The organism is Erwinia papayae (assembly GCF_058241465.1).
The window spans coordinates 1,727,501-1,746,435 of the sequence record NZ_JBZCHT010000009.1 but is presented as its reverse complement, the minus strand read 5'-3'; the positions used below and the strand labels follow the sequence as shown (position 1 = coordinate 1,746,435).

17 protein-coding genes and 1 pseudogene are annotated in these 18,935 nt (G+C 57.6%); 6 read left to right on the top strand and 12 right to left on the bottom strand.

Features of this window, described 5'->3' with window-relative positions; all coding sequences use genetic code 11:
• Genes AC3RPL_RS13055 through AC3RPL_RS13035 form a run of 5 tightly spaced genes read right to left on the bottom strand, consistent with a single transcriptional unit; the run spans position 1 to position 3,876 of the window.
• Positions 1–714, bottom strand: a complete 714-nt coding sequence (locus tag AC3RPL_RS13055) for a DUF1365 domain-containing protein (protein ID WP_490740323.1) — start codon at positions 712–714, stop codon at positions 1–3.
• Positions 711–1,988, bottom strand: a complete 1,278-nt coding sequence (locus AC3RPL_RS13050; RefSeq protein ID WP_490740322.1) for an NAD(P)/FAD-dependent oxidoreductase — start codon at positions 1,986–1,988, stop codon at positions 711–713. Before AC3RPL_RS13050 ends, AC3RPL_RS13055 begins: the two co-directional genes overlap by 4 nt.
• A gap of 3 nt (positions 1,989–1,991) precedes the next feature.
• Complete coding sequence (locus AC3RPL_RS13045; RefSeq protein ID WP_034941454.1) at positions 1,992–2,708, bottom strand: SDR family NAD(P)-dependent oxidoreductase; 717 nt, start codon at positions 2,706–2,708, stop codon at positions 1,992–1,994.
• Positions 2,709–2,758: 50 nt separating this feature from the next.
• Positions 2,759–3,136 (bottom strand): nuclear transport factor 2 family protein, encoded by a 378-nt coding sequence (locus tag AC3RPL_RS13040; RefSeq protein ID WP_490740321.1) that lies wholly within the window; start codon positions 3,134–3,136, stop codon positions 2,759–2,761.
• 8 nt (positions 3,137–3,144) lie between these two features.
• Complete coding sequence (locus tag AC3RPL_RS13035) at positions 3,145–3,876, bottom strand: MerR family transcriptional regulator (protein WP_490740320.1); 732 nt, start codon at positions 3,874–3,876, stop codon at positions 3,145–3,147.
• 172 nt (positions 3,877–4,048) lie between these two features.
• Between AC3RPL_RS13035 and AC3RPL_RS13030 the strand changes: the two are divergent.
• Both AC3RPL_RS13030 and AC3RPL_RS13025 read left to right on the top strand, forming a co-directional pair.
• A pseudogene (locus AC3RPL_RS13030) lies at positions 4,049–4,563 on the top strand (GNAT family N-acetyltransferase).
• A 240-nt stretch (positions 4,564–4,803) separates the two neighbouring features.
• Positions 4,804–5,379, top strand: a complete 576-nt coding sequence (locus tag AC3RPL_RS13025) for an Ail/Lom family outer membrane beta-barrel protein (RefSeq protein ID WP_490740319.1) — start codon at positions 4,804–4,806, stop codon at positions 5,377–5,379.
• 50 nt (positions 5,380–5,429) lie between these two features.
• Here AC3RPL_RS13025 and speB read toward each other — a convergent pair whose 3' ends face one another.
• Positions 5,430–6,398: an agmatinase gene (speB, locus tag AC3RPL_RS13020; RefSeq protein ID WP_490740318.1), complete on the bottom strand. Its 969-nt coding sequence runs from the start codon at positions 6,396–6,398 to the stop codon at positions 5,430–5,432.
• Between the two features lie 128 nt (positions 6,399–6,526).
• On the opposite strand from speB, the gene AC3RPL_RS13015 reads away from it, so the two are divergent.
• The 3 genes from AC3RPL_RS13015 (at position 6,527) to ybiB (ending at position 10,700) form a co-directional block, all read left to right on the top strand.
• Positions 6,527–7,426: a LysR family transcriptional regulator gene (locus AC3RPL_RS13015; RefSeq protein WP_490740317.1), complete on the top strand. Its 900-nt coding sequence runs from the start codon at positions 6,527–6,529 to the stop codon at positions 7,424–7,426.
• A 68-nt stretch (positions 7,427–7,494) separates the two neighbouring features.
• Positions 7,495–9,657: an ATP-dependent DNA helicase DinG gene (dinG, locus tag AC3RPL_RS13010; protein WP_490740316.1), complete on the top strand. Its 2,163-nt coding sequence runs from the start codon at positions 7,495–7,497 to the stop codon at positions 9,655–9,657.
• A gap of 71 nt (positions 9,658–9,728) precedes the next feature.
• Positions 9,729–10,700: a DNA-binding protein YbiB gene (ybiB, locus tag AC3RPL_RS13005; RefSeq protein ID WP_490740315.1), complete on the top strand. Its 972-nt coding sequence runs from the start codon at positions 9,729–9,731 to the stop codon at positions 10,698–10,700.
• A gap of 127 nt (positions 10,701–10,827) precedes the next feature.
• On the opposite strand, the gene AC3RPL_RS13000 is transcribed toward ybiB, so the two are convergent.
• From AC3RPL_RS13000 to hutH, 4 genes are all read right to left on the bottom strand, one after another.
• Entirely contained in the window at positions 10,828–11,418 is a 591-nt protein-coding gene (locus AC3RPL_RS13000; RefSeq protein ID WP_490740314.1) for a flavin reductase family protein, read from the bottom strand.
• Positions 11,419–11,451: 33 nt separating this feature from the next.
• On the bottom strand, positions 11,452–12,630 hold the full coding sequence (locus AC3RPL_RS12995; protein WP_490740313.1) for a M20 aminoacylase family protein: 1,179 nt from the start codon (positions 12,628–12,630) through the stop codon (positions 11,452–11,454).
• 116 nt (positions 12,631–12,746) lie between these two features.
• Complete coding sequence (gene hutU, locus AC3RPL_RS12990; protein ID WP_490740312.1) at positions 12,747–14,432, bottom strand: urocanate hydratase; 1,686 nt, start codon at positions 14,430–14,432, stop codon at positions 12,747–12,749.
• A complete protein-coding gene (gene hutH, locus AC3RPL_RS12985) occupies positions 14,432–16,000 on the bottom strand; it encodes a histidine ammonia-lyase (RefSeq protein WP_490740311.1) in 1,569 nt (522 codons plus the stop codon). The genes hutU and hutH overlap by 1 nt, the downstream gene beginning before the upstream one ends.
• 206 nt (positions 16,001–16,206) lie before the next feature.
• Here hutH and hutC point away from each other — a divergent pair, with 206 nt between their 5' ends.
• Entirely contained in the window at positions 16,207–16,962 is a 756-nt protein-coding gene (hutC, locus tag AC3RPL_RS12980) for a histidine utilization transcriptional repressor HutC (protein WP_490740310.1), read from the top strand.
• Between the two features lie 38 nt (positions 16,963–17,000).
• On the opposite strand, the gene AC3RPL_RS12975 is transcribed toward hutC, so the two are convergent.
• Together AC3RPL_RS12975 and AC3RPL_RS12970 are read right to left on the bottom strand one after the other, a co-directional pair.
• Complete coding sequence (locus AC3RPL_RS12975; RefSeq protein ID WP_490740309.1) at positions 17,001–17,576, bottom strand: HutD/Ves family protein; 576 nt, start codon at positions 17,574–17,576, stop codon at positions 17,001–17,003.
• Positions 17,573–18,928 carry a formimidoylglutamate deiminase gene (locus AC3RPL_RS12970; protein ID WP_490740308.1) on the bottom strand — a complete coding sequence of 452 codons (1,356 nt, stop codon included), beginning with the start codon at positions 18,926–18,928 and terminating at the stop codon, positions 17,573–17,575. Before AC3RPL_RS12970 ends, AC3RPL_RS12975 begins: the two co-directional genes overlap by 4 nt.
• Between the last annotated feature and the right edge of the window lie 7 nt (positions 18,929–18,935).

Below are 18,935 nucleotides of genomic sequence, written 5' to 3'. Positions count from 1 at the left end.
TTATTTCTCCGATCCGGGATGGGGATAAACCGGTGCGCCTTTACGCCACAGTTTCCATGCCTGCCAGTAGATAGCCAGCGCATTGCGCAGGGTGATAAGTGGAAAGCGCCAGAGATGATAACGCAGCGTTTTTCGGTTCAGCGGTTGATGGCGAAGATGCAGGGTGGCATCAAATGCTTTGCCCGCCCGATGATTTTCAATGTGCACTGACAGCGATTTTCCCGGTGCCGACAGCCGCCAGTGATAGAGCATATCCAGTGGGTTAAAGGGCGTGACGTGAAAGGTCTTTTGCGTGGTTTCGTGCCCGTCAGGGTTTACCGCATAGGTATGTCGTTCATTCCAGGGCGTGTTACGCACTTCGGCCAGCATCCAGCGCAGCTGCTCCTGCTCATCATAGAGATAGTAAAAATTCACCGGATTAAACGAGCAGCCAAAATAGCGCAGCTGGGTCAGCAACATCACCCGTCCGGTCAGCCGTTCGCCGGTCAATTCGGCAATGCGCGCCTGTGCCTGCTCTCTGATATTGCCACCGCCCAGATAGTCAGCGGCGCAGAACGACGCCGCTGAAAATTTACCCTCGCGGATACCGACGCTTCGTAACTGCGGCAGTTCGTCGGGATCAATAAGCAGCATAAACAGGCGGTAGCTGAACTGATGTTCAACCGGCATAAAGCGGCGATGGCGGACATGACCGCGATAAAGTGCGCTGTTCACAGCAGGCCTGCCCGTTCCATTGCGGCAACCACATCGAGGCCACTGCGAATGCCATCTTCATGAAAACCGTTATAGCTCCAGGCACCACAGTACCAGCTACGATTTACGCCATTCAGCAGCAGGCGGGATTGCTGGGTCAGCAGACTTTGCAGGCCAAACTGAGGATGGTGATAAACATAGCGACCAAGGATTTTACCGGCATCGATCTGTTCTGTGGCATTCAGCGTGACGCAGAAGGTGACCGGCGCCTGCAGGCCCTGCAAGCGGTTCATATTGTAAGTCACCGTCGCCCCCCGGTGGTCATCCTCACGCTGTGCCGTATCCAGACGATAATTCCAGCTGGCCCAGGCGCGACGGTTTTCCGGCAACAGGCGGGTGTCAGTGTGCAGCACCACTTCACTGGCGCTGTAAGGAACACCTGCCAGCATCTGCTGCTCTTCAGCAGTCGCGTCGCTGAGCAGGTTCAGCGTCTGGTCGCTGTGACAGGCGAAAATAACTTGGTCAAATGTCTCGCTGCCCGCTGCGCTGTGCAACGTCACCCCTTCGGCATGACGTTCAACCCGCAGCACCGGCGTGTCGAGGTGGACGGTAAGCTGGTCACCGATCAGCGCCATCAGCCTGCGGATATATTCACGTGAGCCGCCGGGGATAACGTACCATTGCGGACGTCGGGTTAAGTCGAGCAGACCGTGATGATTGAAAAAGTGCAGAAACAGGCTCAGCGGCATCTGGCGCACTTCACCGACTGAGCAGGACCAGATAGCTGCACCCATCGGCAGAATATAGTGCCCGATAAAAAATGGGCTGAAATTCTCCTGTTGCAGGAAATTCTCCAGCGTATCCTGATGCCCGACTGTCTGCTGATGCGCCGCCAGCCACTGTTTGCCACGGCGGTTGAAACGGAAGATTTCGCTCAGAAATCGCCAGAAAGATGGGCGTAGCAGGTTACGACGCTGGGCAAACAGGCTGCTGAGTGAATGACCGTTATACTCCAGTCCGCTCTGAAGATTACGCACAGAAAAACTCATCTCAGTGGGCTGACCTTCCAGCCCCAGCTCCGCCAGTAGTGCATTAAATTGCGGATAGGTACGATCGTTAAAAACAATGAAGCCGGTATCAACCGCCCAGTGTTGACCATTAACCTCAACATCCACCGTCGCAGTGTGACCGCCCAGCGTTTTACCGGCTTCAAACAGGTGTACATCGGCCCGTGAGGCCAGTTTCGACGCACAGCTGAGCCCGGCAATACCACTGCCGATAATGGCTGTTTTCAATTTTTACCTCGCTATTTGCTGAGTAAGAAGACGTTGTAAGGCATAGGGCAGCCGGGAAGTGACGCGCAGAATAATGGAGAACAGGCGCGGGAAGGCGAATTCTGCTTTACCTTTTGCCAGACCCCGACGGATGTAGCGCGAGGCCTGTTCGACGTTGACGATCATCGGCATGGCAAAATCATTGCGTCGGGTCAGGGGCGTATCGACAAAACCGGGCAGCACCAGACTGATAGCAATTTGTCTGGCTTTAAGATCCTGTGCCAGACTGCGCGCAAAATAAGCCAGCGCCGCCTTAGATGCACCATAAGCTTCGGCCCGCGGCAGAGGAACCAGGCAGGCGGTTGAACCGACCAGCGCCACACGACTACCCGGTGCCAGCTGTGGCAGCAACGCATCAAGACAGTTCACCGGACCGTTAAAATTGGCGTTCATTACCCGATGGACTTTCTCTGCTTCGACTTCGCCATCATTCAGGTATTCACAGGTTCCGGCACATAAGATGACCAGGTCGGCGCTTTTGCCGTCCAGCGCCTGGCGGGTTTGCGCAAGATCAGTGATGTCAAATTCGCATAACCTGATGCTGCTGAACTTTTCATGCAGCGTCTCTAATTTGCTGGTGCTACGGCCGCAAGCCGTGACATGCCAGCCTTCGCTGGCATAATCCAGCGCCAGCTGATAGCCAATCCCGGAGCTTGCGCCGGTAATCAGAACGCGTTTCATGGTTGTAACCTCTTTTTGAGCTGCCTGATTACCGATCCCAGCACGGGAATTTATTCATACAACATGGCGCCCATGTCGTAGTAGTCCCGCTGAAAAATGATTTTTTCATCGCGAAAGCGCAGGTGGCTGCTACCAGACAGATGCTTTTCACTACCGCGTTGCAGAGCCGGATGGGCATAGATCATTTGCCAGATCAGTAATGCAGTGCCGTTAAAAAGGTGGCATTCACTCACCTCAAACCGGCAGTAATGCAGGTTGTTAAGCAGGGAGGCGAAGTAGTTTTCCACCACGTGCAGACGGGTGTGTTCAGCAACAGGATCGATAAGGCAGATGTCGTCGTGATAGACCTCGGCCAGTTGACTCAAATCGATTTTGTCCAGCTGCTGATAAAGGGTCACCAGTCTTTCTAACGTCGCCTGCTGAGTCATACTCCTCCTCAGTTGCCCTGAGAGGCTACCAGTAATCCCTGCTCCTGCCAGAGGCTCAGCTGCTCCTGCTGACGTCGGGTCAGTGGCTTGCCGGTAAAAAGAAAAATATGCTGGCCGGGAAAGAGGTCAGGCCGGGGGAGTTCCAGCGGTTCAGCCAGAACATCCATGCGCCACCCCTGCTGCGAAAGCCGCCAGGCTTCCAGCCAGATGCGCGTCCGGTCTTCTGCTCCCCAACCCATAATCAGTGCATCATGACCGGCTTTCTTCCTGCAACCGGTTAAACAGAAGGCGACATAATCAATTAAAGCACCATCCAGTAAACTGCACATAGTTCTTGCGGTATTTTGATCCAGTCCCAGTCGCTGTCTTACCGGAATGAAAACGTGGTCAATAAGCAGCTCTGCGGGGGTTTCTGGCCCCAGAGCCGCAATTCTGGCTCTCAGTTTAGACGGTCTCGCCAGGCGAAGCAGGCTGATAAGCTCTTCCTGGGTTGCTGACCATTCATCATTTTCATTAATGATTTGGCCCTCAATCAGGGCTTTTACTTTTCCGACGGGAACACCGCTTTCAATCCAGCGCTTAATGTCCTCAATGCGCTGAATATCTTCATCGTCAAACTGACGGTGACCGCCTTCGGTACGCTGCGGTTTTAATAACCCGTAACGACGTTGCCACGCCCGCAGGGTGACCGGGTTAATTCCACAGCGTTCGGCAACGTCACCAATACTGTACAGTGCCATAAACGTCCTCTTTACTGACCTGACTGATTAAACCGTAGCGGACTTAGCCAGGTTGTACAACTATTTTTTATCTGTACAAGTTAGCCGGGCTGCTTTTTCCCCTGTACATCCTGCCGTCAGGCGGGTTAATTTTTTTCGGAAAGTTATCATATTTCAGATCTGAGGCGGAAGAATGTGTGATGTGAGTTATCAATATCTGAACAGTGACGAGGCCGCAGCCGAGCTGCCCTCGCTGCTGCATGTCCTTAGTGGTTGCGTGGCAGAGGGTGCCAGCGTCGGCTTTATCAGCATCGATCCACAGCCGATGAAAAGGTTCTGGCAGGGGGGGATAAACAGTTGCTGGTTGCCCGGCATCATGGCCGTATCGTCGGCACGGTGATTCTGGTGCTGGGAATGATGCCTAACGGTGAACACCGGGCGGAAATTGCCAAATTGCTGGTACATCCGGAGGCTCGTCGGCAGGGAATTGCCCGTGAGCTGTTACGCCAGGCAGAACGGCGGGCGGCAGAGGCAGGCAAAACCCTGCTGGTGCTGGATACACGCAGCGGAGACGTGGCAGAGCAGCTCTACCTGCGCGAAGGGTGGCAAATCAGCGGTAGAATACCTGACTTTGCGCTGTCGACCAGTGGAGAGCTGGAGGGGACCACGGTGATGTACAAAATTGCGGGCAGTCAGGAGGTGTGCTGATGCCGTAGCACGGTGAGGCCGTCTGATGCTACGGCACCGATGCCGTAACGGCGGGCAATTGTCTGAAAAATATCCAGAAACCATTGCGTCAGCAGGGTATATTCCCTAAAGTTGCCGCACCAGAACAGGCCCTGACGGGTTTTCCCTGTGGTTTATTCTCTGGCTGTGGATCTGTTCCGGAGAGAAGCGGGTGAGCTTATTCCGCCCGGTTTAATGGACTCAATGATAAGGATATTGCACATGTTGAAGAGGCTTTCATCGGCAGCCGTGGCTGCCATTTTTTTGATGGGGACCGCACAGGCTGAAACACACTCTCTTTCCGCCGGATACGCTTATCAGGAAGTGAAGCATTTCAACCACTTCGCCGGTATCAACCTGAAGTACCGCTACGAATTCACTGACCGCTATGGCCTGATCGGCTCCTTCAGTTTTGTCTCAGGCAGTGACGCATACGACGCGCTGAGCAGCACCGGCAACACGGTGAAAAACAATCTGCGGGTAAAAACCACCAGCTTACTGGTCGGGCCGACTTATCGCGTCAACCGCCATGTCAGCCTGTACGCCCTGGCCGGGGTCAATAATGCGCAGGTCAGCTACTCTCCGCTTCGGGATCGCAGCGGTGCGCGCCTGTATGAGAGTGACGACACTCTCCACAGCCTGAAACACGCCACCGGCTTTGCCTGGGGCGGCGGTCTGCAAATTAATCCTACCCATTATCTGGTGCTCGATCTGGGCTACGAAGGCAGTCGTAAAAGTATTGAAGGCCGCAGATATACCATGAGCGGTTTCAACGTGGGGATGGGGTACGCTTTCTGAGCCAACAGCTGGCGGCAGCGATAACCTGTTCGGCGCGCTGCCACCTTGCGTCACCCGTTATATTTCACGCCGGGTAAGATACAAAGCATCTCATAGAGCATATTCGCCGCCAGTTGCGAGGTGGTGCCACTGATATCATACGGCGGTGAGACTTCAACCAGATCGGCACCAATCAGATTCAGCCCACGGCAGCCACGCACGATCTCCAGCCCCTGAACCGACGTCAGGCCGCCGATTTCCGGGGTGCCGGTCCCCGGTGCCCAGGCAGGGTCAAAGCTGTCAATATCATAAGAGAGATACACCGGCTGACTGCCCATTCGCTGTCGCACCCTTGCCATCAATGGTGCTAACGACTGATACCAGCATTTTTCGGCTGGGATCATCTCGAAGCCCTGATTAATGCCCCACTGAAAGTCCCCGGCGTCATAGCCCTGGGCACGCTGACCAATCTGCACCACGCGATTAACATCCAGCAAACCCTCTTCGACCGCACGACGAAACGGGGTGCCGTGCGCGATTTTTTCCCCGAACATTTCATCATTGGTGTCGGTATGGGCATCCACATGAATCAATCCCAGCGGTCCATGTTTTTTCACCAGCGCCCGCAATACCGGCAGCGTCAGCGTATGGTCGCCCCCCAGAGTAAGAGGGATCAGCGGAAAATCATTCAGACGGCTGTAGTAATCCTCAATAATCTGCACAGACTTGTGCAGACTGTAAGGATTGATCGGCACCCCCCCAAGATCGGCGACCTGGAGGGAATCAAAAGGCGCTGCGCCGGTCGCCATATTGTAAGGGCGGATCATCACCGAATGCGCACGAATCGCTCTGGGACCGTAACGCGTCCCGGCGCGCTGTGAGGTGCCGGTATCCAGCGGCACACCTATAAAGGCCGCGTCCAGACCGTGCGGATGTTCGACGGCGGGCAGGCGCATCATGGTGCCGCGCCCGGCAAAACGCGGCATCTCATTACCGCTTTGTGGCTGAAAAAAAACATCATCGCGTTGGTTATCTGTCATCTGACGTTCCGGATATCTGCTGAACAGATCCCCATTGTCGGGCGGCAGCCGTCACAGAAAAATCATTGACAGCAAATAATCAGTTCAGAGATTACTTAACTGTCTTTTTTACCCCGAAGGAAAATGCCGTGAATGCTGGTCGTCTGCCCAATCTGAAACTTCTGACCATATTTACCACCGTGGTGCGTTGTCAGGGCTATTCCCGCGCCCAGCAGGCGCTGAACATGACCACCCCTGCTATCAGCAGCTATATGAGTGAACTGGAACACCAGCTGGGCTTCATTCTTTGTCAGCGTGGGCGCAGCGGATTTGCGCTGACGCCCAAAGGTGAGCAGTTTCTGCACTACTGTCACCAGTTACTGGCAACGCTGACAGACTTTGCCAGCCAGGTTGACGGCCTGAAGGCGGAGCAGGGGGGCGTATTTTCTGTTGGCGTGGTGGATTCGACCACCACCGACAGAGAGCTGGCATTAGCCGGGATGATCAGCCAGTTCAGCGTACGCTTTCCTGCTATCTATCTGAATCTCACGGTCAGCAGCCCGAACGAATTGCAACAGCAGGTGCTGGATAACCGGCTGGATCTGGCAATTGGTCACTTTCCGGTTAATGTCAGTAATCTGCTGAGCCTGCCGCTGCATGATGAGCAGCACTGGCTCTACTGTAGCAACCGCCACCCGCTGTATGCCGTAAGTGATGAAAAGATCGAAGACCTGGCGGATTGTGGATTTGTCACCCGCAGCTACTGGAATGCTGCGGAGCTGTCGCGCCGTGGCTTTAAGGTCAGCGCCGCCTCGGTCGAAAGCATGGAGGCGCAGCTGATTCTGATCCTCTCCGGTCGCTATATCGGCTACCTGCCGGAGCATTATGCCCGCTCCTGGGTAGAACAGGGACAGCTGCGGACACTGTTGCCGCAGCAGTTCAGCTATCGGGCACCGTTTTCACTGATTTTTCGCCGTGGCCGCAGCCGCGAAACGCTGATCCGCGCCTTTCGTGACCAGGTTAGATTGCGAGCCGGGCTGAAGGAATAGTCGGAACTGGCTGACGCCGAAGAAATACTGTGTAAAAATACAGGCTATTTTGGTGAAAAGTGGTTGTTATGGCGCTGAATACCGCGTTAAAAGCGCAAATTGCCGGATGGTACAAAGCCCTCCAGCAGCAGATCCCGGATTTTATCCCCCGCGCCCCGCAACGGCAGATGATTGCGGCGGTGGCCAGGACGCTGGCCGGAGAAGAGGGCCGTCATCTGGCGATTGAGGCACCCACCGGCGTGGGCAAAACCCTTTCCTATCTGATACCGGGTATTGCGGTCAGCCGCGATCAGGAAAAGCCGCTGGTGGTCAGCACCGCCAATGTGGCGTTACAGGATCAGATCTACAGTAAAGACCTGCCGCTGCTGAGGAAAATCATTCCCGATCTGCGCTTTACCGCTGCCTTTGGTCGTGGGCGCTATGTCTGCCCGCGCAATCTGTCGGCGCTGGCAACCGACGAAGAAAAGCAGGGCGATTTACTGCTGTTTCTGGATGATGCGATGACCGCCAGCAAGGATGAGCGGGCGCGGTGCACACAGCTGGAGAGCGAGCTGAAACGGTATCAGTGGGACGGCCTGCGCGATCACTGTGACGAGTCGATTGAGGATTCGCTCTGGCAGCGCCTCAGCACGGATAAGGCCAATTGTCTCGGCAGCAGCTGCCACTGGTTCCGCGAATGTCCGTTTTACGTGGCGCGGCGTGAAATTGAACAGGCTGATGTGGTGGTGGCTAATCATTCGCTGGTGATGGCGGCGCTGGAGACGGAATCGGTGCTGCCGTCGCCCAAAAATCTGCTGCTGGTGTTGGATGAGGGGCATCATCTGCCGGACGTGGCCCGTGATGCGCTGGAAATGAGTGGCGAAATCACGCCGGGCTGGTACGGCGTTCAGCTTGATCTGTTCTGTCGGCTGGTGGAGCAGTGTATGGCTCAGTTCCGGCCCAAAAGACCCCCTGCGCTGAGCGTGCCGGAACGGCTGAAAGGGCACTGCGATGAGCTGCGTGAGCAGTTGCAGCAGCTGTCGCAGATACTGGTGCAGTGGCTGCCGCCAGACAATCAGGAAGGGGAGTATCGTTTCGAGATGGGACGCCTGCCCGAAGAGGTGCAACAGTTGTGCGCCCGACTGTTCAGACTCAGCGATGGTCTGCGTGGGCTGGCGGAAGCCTTTGTCAACGATCTGAGCGACAAATCCGGGCAGTTTGACGTGGTCAGGCTGCATCGTGCGTTGTTGCAGATGAACCGTGCGCTGGGCTGGTTTGAAGCCAGCAGCAAGCTGTGGCGGCTGGCCGCGCTGGAACAGGCTTCCGGCGCGCCCGTCTCGAAATGGGCCACGCGGGATATCCGTGAGGGCAGTGCGCACCTCAGCTTTCACTGCGCCGGTATTCGCGTCAGTGAGCAGCTGGAAAAGCTGCTGTGGCGCAAAATTCCCCATGTGGTACTGACTTCCGCCACCCTGCGTTCTTTAAGCAGCTTCCAGCGTTTGCAGGAGCTGTCCGGACTGAGTGAGAAAGCGGACGATCGCTTTGTGGCGCTGGATTCGCCCTTTAATCACATTGAACAGGGCAGGCTGATTATTCCGCAGATGCGCTATGAACCGGCGCTGGCCAGTGAAAGCGAGCATCTGGCGGAGATGGCGCATTTTTTTCGCCAGCAGATTAAACAGGCTGAGCACAAAGGTATTCTGGTGTTGTTTGCCAGTGGCCGGGCGATGCAGCAGTTTATTGCTTATCTGCCCGAACTGCGGCTGATGATGCTGGTGCAGGGGGATAAACCCCGTCCGGCATTGATCGCCCTGCACCGCAAGACGGTGGAACAGGGTAAAACCAGTATTCTGATTGGCCTGCAATCTTTTGCCGAGGGGCTGGATTTAAAAGGTGAACTGCTGTCGCAGGTGCATATTCATAAAATTGCATTTCCTCCCGTGGACAGCCCGGTTATTTTGACCGAAGGTGAGTGGCTGAAAAGCCTGAAGCGCTATCCGTTTGAGGTGCAGAGCCTGCCCAGCGCATCCTTTAACCTGATCCAGCAGGTGGGCAGGCTGATCCGCAGCCATGAATGCTACGGCGAAATTGTGATTTATGACCGGCGGCTACTGAGTAAGCGTTACGGTGCCAGGCTGCTGGGAGCATTGCCGGTGTTTCCGATTGAGCAGCCGCCAGTGCCGGAGGGTGAACTGCCTAAAGTAACAACCGCTCGCGCAGAGATGAAGATAAACCGACGCCGACGTCGCTGAACTGCCCAGGTACACACCACTGACAGCCAGGGCCAGTATCCGTGGCCGCTAATTTTCTGACTGAGAAGGTTATGGAATACAAAAAAATCATCAAAGAAGTGGGGCGCGGTAAAAATCACGCCCGCGATCTCGATTTTACCACCGCATATCAGCTCTATTGCCGCCTGCTGGACGGCGAGGTGCCGGATCTTGAGTTGGGCAGTATCCTGATTGCCCTGCGCATCAAAGGCGAAGGCGAAGAGGAGATGCCGGGATTTTATCAGGCGATGCAGGAGCGGGTGCTGAAGCTGATGCCGCCCGACGGTCTGGCGATGCCGGTGGTGATCCCCAGTTATAACGGCGCACGTAAGCAGGGCAACCTGACGCCCCTGCTGGCGCTGCTGCTGAGTGCCGCCGGCTTTCCGGTGGTGGTTCACGGCGTCAGTGACGATCCGACACGGGTCACCAGCGAAGCCGTCTTCGCCGCACTGGATATGCCGCCGGTCACCACTGCCGCCGAAGCGCAGGCCAGGCTCGGGCAGGGTAAAGCGGTATTTATGCCGGTTGGGGCGCTCTGCCCGCCACTGGAAAAACAGCTGGCGCTGCGCTGGCGGATGGGCGTGCGTAACAGTGCCCACACGCTGGCTAAATTGCTGACGCCTTTTGCAGAACAGGCCGCGTTGCGTCTCTCCAGCGTGTCCCATCCGGAATATATTCCCCGCGTGGGAAAATTCTTCCAGACCATTGCCGGGCGTGCGCTGTTGCTGAATGGTACAGAAGGGGAAGTCTACGCCAGCCCGCTGCGTTGTCCGTCCATTAGCCTGATTGCCGGTGCCGAGCCTCAACTGTTACTGCCCCGTCAGCAGGCGTTCGATATTCCTCACGACGGGTTGCCGCAGGCAAAAGATGCCGTTACCACGGCCAAATGGATTGCCCGCTGCCTGCGACGTGAAGTCGCTGTTCCGCAGTCGCTACGTCTGCAGATAGCCTGTTGCTATGTGGCAACCGGACGGACAGCCACCGTCGATGAGGGGCTGGTGCTGCTGGAGAAGCTGGGGTACTGAACGATGGGATCGGTTAGCGCCGGAAAGCCTTTGCGACCCTGAAGCGTTGTCTGAAACTGCCCGGTTGTTGTGTGCGGGGCTGTGGCTCAGCCGGGCAGGATAAGGTGGTGCTGATGAGCCATCATTTTCACGCACTCTCCCCGCCGCTTTGTGTGACATTCAGCGATTCACCGGTGGCCCAGAACTGTCCGCCTGCGACATAATGCAGGCTACGTAGCGACGGGTCGGCGCTGTCGAAATGCCAGTGACCGTCGCGGAATACGCGGGTATCTGCCCAGGCCCCGGTCACTTCGCCAATAAACAGATCGTGTGCCTGCTGATTATGCGGTTCGGCTATCAGTCGGCAGGCCAGCCATGCTGTACACCCACGGACGAAGGGCAGCTCAAAACCGTCAAAACTGAACAGTTCCACGCCGCATGTCGCCAGTTTGTTCGGTTCGGTAAACAGACTGCGGGTGCCAACGGCGTGGGTCAGTTTGATCTGCGCCACGCAGGGAACCTGAATGACAAAGGTTCCGCTGGCCTCAACCAGCTGGCGGGTTCTGGCGATTTTATCAATCACCACGGTGAGTTTTGGCGGCGAAAAGTCCAGCCCGCAGTCCCAGGCCGCCGCCATCACGTCGTCACAGCCATGATGTCGCGCAGACAGCAGGATCGTCGGGCCGTGATTGATTAAACGATAAGCTTTATCCAGTTCAACCGGTGCAATGGTGTCCATTGATGTTTCCTTACTGAGGGTTTAGTCGCGCTTTTATGCTGTATCGTGCCGGGCCCTGTCAACCGGAAGGCGTCGTTCAGCCAGCGTGGTCCACAGGGTGACACCCTCAGCGATGATTTGGTCGTTAAAATCATAGTGGGCATTGTGTAACGGCCTGGAGGGGGTTGGCCCATCGGCACCGATCCAGAAGTAGGCTCCCGGACAGGCTTCCAGCATACAGGCAAAGTCTTCCGAGGCCATCGAGGGGTTAATCTCCCAGTGCACCTGCTCTGCGGGCAGCAGTGACAGCGCGCAGTCCCGCACTTTTTCCGCTTCGGCGGCGTGATTACAGGTGACAGGATAATCGGTCAGCCAGCTGATGCGACCAGCAATACCCAGCGGGGCGGTCAGGGTAGTGACAAACTCTTCGATCATCCTGCGCACGTTTTGCCGCACTTCGCTTTGCAGGCAGCGCAGGGTGCCGCGCAGTACCACCTCCTCCGGGATGACATTAATTGCATCACCCGCGTTGATTTGCGTAATGCTCACCACCGCCGACGCCAGCGGTGACAGGCGGCGCGCAGGAATGGTTTGCAGTGCCAGAATCAACTGGGCGGCAGCCACAATCGGATCGGCACCGTTTTCCGGCATCGCCGCATGGCAGCTTTTTCCTTGCAGCGTAATGGAAAAGGCATCGAGCGAGGCCATCATTGCACCACTGTTGACCGCCAGATGTCCCACCGGCAGCCCCGGCCAGTTATGCATTCCGTAAATAGCCGCCATTGGAAAGCGCTCAAACAGTCCGTCGGCCACCATTTTGCGTGCGCCGCCAAGGTTCTCCTCGGCGGGCTGAAAGACAAAATGGAGGGTGCCGCTGAAGTTGCGGGTGGTGCTGAGGTGACGGGCCGCTGCCAGCAGCATCGCCGTGTGACCATCGTGACCACAGGCGTGCATCACCCCGGCGCGGGTGGAACGCCAGGGCACATCGCCCAGTTCACTGAGGGGCAGGGCATCCATATCGGCACGAAAGCCAATGGCGTCGCCGGGGCCGTTTTCCAGCGTACCCACCACGCCCGTGCCGGCCAGGCCGGTGTGAACCCGAAGTCCGAAGGTTTGCAGCAGTTCCGCCACCCGGCGTGAGGTGAGATGTTCCTGGTAGCCCAGTTCCGGTGTGGCGTGAAACGCTCTGCGCCAGCCGATGGCCTCTTCAATCAGCGATGCGGGAATAGTCATATCCTCTCCTTTTCAGGTGACCGTTTCTGGCAACGGGCTGACTTAAAGTAGCATAAAAAGGCAGGAGGATGGGGGATGACACTCCGGACCGGCCGCAACAGGCCAGTCCGTCATCGTCAGTCAATCATGGGCAGATTAAGCTGATGCCGGATAGCGCACTGTTGCGCCAGTTCGTAGCCTGCATCAGCATGGCGCATCACGCCGGTTGCCGGATCGTTCCATAACACCCGTTGCAGACGCTGGTCAGCTTCCCGACTGCCATCGCAGACAATCACCATCCCGGCATGTTGTGAGAAGCCCATCCCCACGCCGCCGCCATGATGCAGGCTGACCCAACTGGCCCCCCCGGCGGTGTTCAGCAGAGCATTGAGCAGCGGCCAGTCGGAAACGGCATCAGAACCATCCTGCATGGCTTCTGTTTCGCGGTTTGGCGATGCCACCGAACCACAATCCAGATGATCGCGACCAATCACCACCGGAGCTTTCAGTTCGCCATTGCGCACCATTTCATTAAACGCCAGCCCGGCAAGATGACGCTCACCCAGACCCAGCCAGCAGATACGGGCGGGCAGCCCCTGAAAGGCGATGCGCTCCTGCGCCATATCCAGCCAGCGGTGCAGATTTTTATTATCCGGGAACAGCTGTTTCAGTCTGGCATCGGTTTTAAAGATATCCTGCGGATCACCGGAGAGCGCCACCCAGCGGAACGGGCCCTTGCCTTCACAGAACAGCGGGCGAATGTAGGCGGGGACAAAACCTGGGAAGTCAAAGGCGTTTTTCACCCCTTCATCCAGCGCCACCTGACGGATATTGTTGCCATAATCAACGGTGGGTATGCCCATATGATAAAAATCGAGCATTGCCTGCACGTGAACCGCCATCGACGCCCGTGCGGCTTTTTCTACCGATTTGGGATGCTGCTGGCGCGCGTCATGCCACTGTTCCAGGCTCCAGCCTGCGGGCAGATAACCGTTTAGCGGGTCATGAGCCGAAGTCTGGTCGGTGACGATATCCGGCTTCATGCCTCCCTTGCGGGCGCGTTCAACCAGTTCCGGCAGGATCTCCGCCGCGTTGCCCAACAGACCGACCGAAATGGCCTGTTGTTCCTGATTCGCCCGGGTAATCATCGCCAGCGCTTCATCAAGGCTATGCGCCTTATAATCGAGGTAGCGGGTGCGCAATCGAAAATCAATGCGCGATTCCTGACACTCGATCGCCAGCACCGATGCGCCCGCCAGCACGCCCGCCAGCGGCTGCGCACCGCCCATTCCGCCCAGTCCGGCAGTGAGGATCCATTTGCCGCGCAGGTCACCCTGGTAATGCTGGCGACCTGCCTCGACAAAGGTTTCCCAGGTGCCCTGCACAATGCCCTGCGCACCAATGTAGATCCAGGAACCGGCGGTCATCTGGCCGTACATCATCAGACCGGCTTTATCCAGCTGGTTAAAATGGTCCCAGTTGGCCCAGTGGGGCACCAGGTTGGAATTGGCGATTAATACGCGTGGGGCATCGGCATGGGTACGAAACACGCCGACCGGCTTTCCGGACTGAACCAGCAGGGTTTCGTCCGGTTGCAGCAGCTGCAATGTGCGCAGGATCTGCTCAAAGCAGGGCCAGTTGCGGGCTGCTTTGCCGATGCCACCGTAGACCACCAGATCGTCCGGGCGCTCGGCCACATCGGGATCGAGGTTGTTCTGAATCATGCGAAAGGCGGCCTCAATCAACCAGTTGGCACAGTGCAACTGATTGCCATGCGGCGAACGGATCACGCGGGCCACGGCGTTGCTTAATCTCTCACTCATCATTGATTCCTCAGGGTAGCGGAAGCGAGCGCCCGGCTGGGCAGCAGTGCCGCAACCGAAGCAGGCCAGCTGTCGCCGCTGGCCCATAAACGCATCTGTTCAATATCGGGTGCCATCAGGCGATCCTTTGCAAGAAATGCCACGCGCTGGCGCAGGGCGGCCAGTTCGCGTTCAAGAGGGGCTGAACTCTGTAGCGGGCGATGGAATTCAATGCCCTGCGCGGCAGCCATTGCTTCAATGCCCACCACCGCCGCGGTGTTAAAACACATAGAGCCCAGCCGACGTGCGGCCCAGGTCGCCATCGATACGTGATCTTCCTGATTGGCCGAGGTCGGCAGGCTGTCAACGCTGCCCGGATGGGCCAGTGATTTGTTCTCGGAGGCCAGCGCGGCGGCCGTCACCTGGGCGATCATAAACCCGGAGTTGACGCCGCCATCGTTGACCAGAAAGGGCGGCAGGCCGGAGAGCGCGCTGTCCAGCAGCAGGGCCATGCGCCGTTCAGAGATGGCCCCGATTTCGGCCACCGCCAGGGCGATAATATCGGCGGCAAACGCTACCGGCTCGGCGTGGAAGTTGCCGCCGGAAATCACCTCTCCGCTGTCACTGAACACCAGTGGATTATCCGAAGCGGCATTGGCTTCAATTTGCAGAATGCGGGCGGCGTGGCTGAGGTTATCGAGGCAGGCGCCCATCACCTGTGGCACACAGCGCACGGAGTAGGGATCCTGTACGCGCCCACACTCAGCATGAGAGTGGAGAATCTCGCTGCCATCCAGAAAGGTGCTGACCGCCGCCGCCACCGCGATTTGTCCCTGTTGACCACGGGCTTCATGAATACGTCTGTCGAACGGTTTAATCGAGCCTTTTATCGCTTCCAGCGACAGCGCACCCGCCACCAGCCCGGCCGCAAAGACATTTTCGGCTTCAAACAGGCCGCGCAGCGCCAGCGCGGTGGAAACCTGGGTGCCATTCAGTAGCGCCAGTCCCTCTTTCGGGGCCAGTACGAAAGGCTGCAACCCGGCCAGCGCCAGCCCCTCGACGGCCGGGATCAGTTTGCCCGCCACCCGGACCTCGCCTTCGCCCAGCAGCATCAGCGAGAGATGCGCCAGCGGCGCGAGATCGCCCGATGCCCCTACCGAGCCTTTCTCCGGAATACAGGGCATGACTCCGGCATTAAACAGGGCCAGCAAGGCCTCAATCAGTTCGATACGCACGCCGGAGTGACCCCTGGCCAGACTGATAATTTTGCAGGCCATAATCACCCGAACCACATCATCGGGCAGCAGTTCGCCAACCCCCACGCTGTGAGACAGTACCAGGTTGCGTTGCAGCTCTGCCAGACGCTGTGCCGGAATAGTGGTCTGCGCCAGCTTGCCAAAGCCGGTGTTGATGCCGTAGGTCACTTTTCCTGCGTTGACGATAGCGTCCACCGTCCTGCGGGCGGCATCTGTACGGGCAAGGGCATCATCATCAAGTGACAGGCGCACGTTGCCCTGCCAGATGCGTTTCAGTGTGGTCAGCCCGACTTCACCTGGTGCCAGCTGACAATTATGTGGGGTGACTGACATGGTATACTCCTGTATAGACAAGTTCTTTTGCGCTTGTCCCCTGAGGATCAGCGGCAATGGGTTATTGAAAAAAACAGAGCATGTTTCGCAGTGAACCAGATATGTATAATCTTGTCTATACAATTCGGCGTGCTGGCTACAGATGTCTATACATTTAAGCTCCTGCTCGCTACACTGCCGCCATAATTTTCAGTAAGGATACCGTGATGGCCGCACAGACTGCCGTTTCACAACTCTCCGCTGCCATGAGCGATCAGCCAGCGCCCATCTATCAGCGGGTCAAACAGGCGATTATCAGCCAGATTGCGGAAGGCGTCTGGCAGCCGAATCAGCGCGTCCCTTCCGAAAGTGAGCTGGTCGGTGAACTGGGCGTCAGCCGGATGACGATTAACCGGGCGTTACGCGAACTGACCAGCGAGGGCTACCTGATCCGTATGCAGGGCGTTGGCACCTTCGTCGCCGAGTCGAAAGGCTATACCGCGATGCTGGAGGTCCACAATATTGCGGAAGAGATTACGCAGAGTGGGCATCGCCACCGCTGTGAGATTGCCGCGTTAGGTGAGATCCGCTGCGATGCAGAGCAGGCGGCCTTACTGGGGTTGTCACCGGGCAGTGCGGCGTTTCATTCGCTGATTGTTCATTATGAAAACGACCTGCCGGTGCAGCTGGAAGACCGTCTGGTCAATCCGCAGGCGGCCCCTGATTATCTGCGTCAGGATTATCTTCAACAGACGCCTTACATCTATCTGATGCGCGTCGCCCCACTCACGGCCGGTGAGCATATCGTGGAAGCGGTATTGCCGGATGCTCAGCAGTGCAGCCTGCTGGAGCTGGACGCCACCGAGCCCTGCCTGCTTATCCATCGTCAGACCTGGAGCGAAGCAAAGGTGGTTACCGCCGCCCGGCTGCTCTATCCCGGCTCCAGATACAAGCTGCTCGGCAGATTTAAAGGGCACGGCTGAAAGGCCGGTCGACGTTTTGCCAGCGGCCTGAGACGGCTTCAGCTGGCAACAATCTCTGCCAGCAGCAGCAGGGCATCGTCGCTCGCCGGTTGCAGCCAAAGATCTTTATTGCTGGCAAACAACCCCTTGTCGTCCGGCTGCCACCAGACGCCCTGGCCCTGGTGGAGCGAACGATCACCCGCCTGCCACGTCCCGGAAAGCACATACACCAGCCCATCGCCAGAAGGTTCAGGCGTGAAAGCCTCGCTCACCCGCCTGACCTGGGCCTGATGGGTTGCCCGGCGGATCATCAGGTTGAAGTCGGTGCTGGTGCCTGCGGTCAGTTTTGCCTTTATCGACTCTTCACCAGCAAAAGCGTAAGGCTGGTACTGGCGCAGTATCAGACTGTGAGTCGTGTCGCTGTGCAATGCGATACCGTCACCGGTTAACAGCACAATCACCCGGTCAATACCCGGCCAGAGTGAAAAGTCTCCGTCGGCGGTGATGGTCGCAATACTGGCCCGCCAGCTGAAGTTTTCCGCATCTGGCGGAATGCGGATAATCTCCCGCGTTTCACCTCCGCCTTTACGCCAGCGGCTGAGCGGTAACGTCTGAGCGTCATAGAAATGGATCATTTCAGCGCCTCCAGCACCTGGCGGAAAGCCGTTGCAATCTGCTGCTGTCGTGGATGTTGTCCCTGGCAGATCACTGCGTTGCCCGCGACATACACATCCTGGATCTGACCTCGATGCCCGGCAAACAGCCAGCGGCTGAGCAGCGCGCTGTCATCGGTGCCCCCCAGCAGCGCATCGTCAGCCAGCACCAGCCAGTCGGCCCGGTAACCCGGTGCCAGACATCCCATCTTCACGCCGCAGGCCTGCGCACCACCCGCCAGTGCCAGGTGATAAAGCAGGTCCCCCGTCGCGGTATGCTGTTGTGAGGTCAGACGATTACGTCGACGATCCCGCAGACGTTGACCATATTCCAGCCAGCGCAGCTCCTCCACCACATCCAGCGAGACATGGCTGTCAGACCCGATGCCCCAGCGTCCTCCCTGGCTGATATAGTCCGTTGCCGGGAAAATTCCGTCCCCCAGATTGGCTTCGGTGGTTGGGCAAAGTCCGGCTACCGCCTGGCTGGCAGCCAGACGGGAAATTTCCTCTTTATCAAGATGCGTGGCATGGATCAGGCACCAGCGGGCATCGGGATGAAAGCGATTAAACAACCAGCTTACCGGCCGTTCACCGCTCCAGGCCAGACAGTCACTCACCTCTTTTTCCTGCTCGGCAACGTGAATGTGCACGGGCAGATCGGTGGGGCTGGCGGCCAGCACCTCACGCATCTGCACTTCACTGACCGCCCGCAGCGAATGGAAACAGATCCCGCGCTGATGCAGTGGCTTACCGGCAATCAGCTGTTGCAGACGTTGCTGTTGTTGCAGATAGCGGTCGCTGTCCTGGATAAACCGTTGCTGTGCAGGCTGCGGCGGTTGTGCACCAAATCCGGCATAGCTGTAAAGCACCGGCAGCAGGGTCTGTCCGATTCCGGCCTGCTCAGCGGCGGCAATCAGCGCCGTCAGCATCTCATCAGCCGGGTAAGGCTGGCCGTGCGGGTCATGGTGCAGATAGTGAAACTCAGCCACCTGGGTGTAACCGCCTTTCAGCATCTCCACGTAGAGGTGGCTGGCGATGATGCCAACCTGCTCCGGCGTCAGGCGTGCCACCATGCGATACATCAGGTCGCGCCAGCTCCAGAAGCTGTCCTGTGGGTCAGCCGCCACTTCAGCCAGCCCGGCCATCACTCGCTGGAAAGCATGAGAATGCAGATTTGCCATTGCCGGGATCACCGTGCCATGCAGGTATTGCGCTTTTCCGGCTGAGGCGTTGGGGGTCAGCTTTTGCAGGCTGCCGTCGGCGTTAACCTCAATCAATACGTGACGATGCCAGCCATCGGCCAGCAGGGCGCGGGGCGCAAAAAAGTGACTCATGGTGGTT

Bases quoted from the DNA above. Each gene is read 5' to 3' on its own strand.
- AC3RPL_RS12975 (WP_490740309.1), bottom strand. From the start codon at position 17,576: ATGATCCATTTCTATGACGCTCAGACGTTACCGCTCAGCCGCTGGCGT.
- AC3RPL_RS13025 (WP_490740319.1), top strand. From the start codon at position 4,804: ATGTTGAAGAGGCTTTCATCGGCAGCCGTGGCTGCCATTTTTTTGATG.
- AC3RPL_RS13045 (WP_034941454.1), bottom strand. From the start codon at position 2,708: ATGAAACGCGTTCTGATTACCGGCGCAAGCTCCGGGATTGGCTATCAG.
- AC3RPL_RS13035 (WP_490740320.1), bottom strand. From the start codon at position 3,876: ATGGCACTGTACAGTATTGGTGACGTTGCCGAACGCTGTGGAATTAAC.
- dinG (WP_490740316.1), top strand. From the start codon at position 7,495: ATGGCGCTGAATACCGCGTTAAAAGCGCAAATTGCCGGATGGTACAAA.
- AC3RPL_RS12970 (WP_490740308.1), bottom strand. From the start codon at position 18,928: ATGAGTCACTTTTTTGCGCCCCGCGCCCTGCTGGCCGATGGCTGGCAT.
- hutC (WP_490740310.1), top strand. From the start codon at position 16,207: ATGGCCGCACAGACTGCCGTTTCACAACTCTCCGCTGCCATGAGCGAT.
- speB (WP_490740318.1), bottom strand. From the start codon at position 6,398: ATGACAGATAACCAACGCGATGATGTTTTTTTTCAGCCACAAAGCGGT.
- AC3RPL_RS12995 (WP_490740313.1), bottom strand. From the start codon at position 12,630: ATGACTATTCCCGCATCGCTGATTGAAGAGGCCATCGGCTGGCGCAGA.
- hutH (WP_490740311.1), bottom strand. From the start codon at position 16,000: ATGTCAGTCACCCCACATAATTGTCAGCTGGCACCAGGTGAAGTCGGG.
- hutU (WP_490740312.1), bottom strand. From the start codon at position 14,432: ATGAGTGAGAGATTAAGCAACGCCGTGGCCCGCGTGATCCGTTCGCCG.
- ybiB (WP_490740315.1), top strand. From the start codon at position 9,729: ATGGAATACAAAAAAATCATCAAAGAAGTGGGGCGCGGTAAAAATCAC.
- AC3RPL_RS13040 (WP_490740321.1), bottom strand. From the start codon at position 3,136: ATGACTCAGCAGGCGACGTTAGAAAGACTGGTGACCCTTTATCAGCAG.
- AC3RPL_RS13000 (WP_490740314.1), bottom strand. From the start codon at position 11,418: ATGGACACCATTGCACCGGTTGAACTGGATAAAGCTTATCGTTTAATC.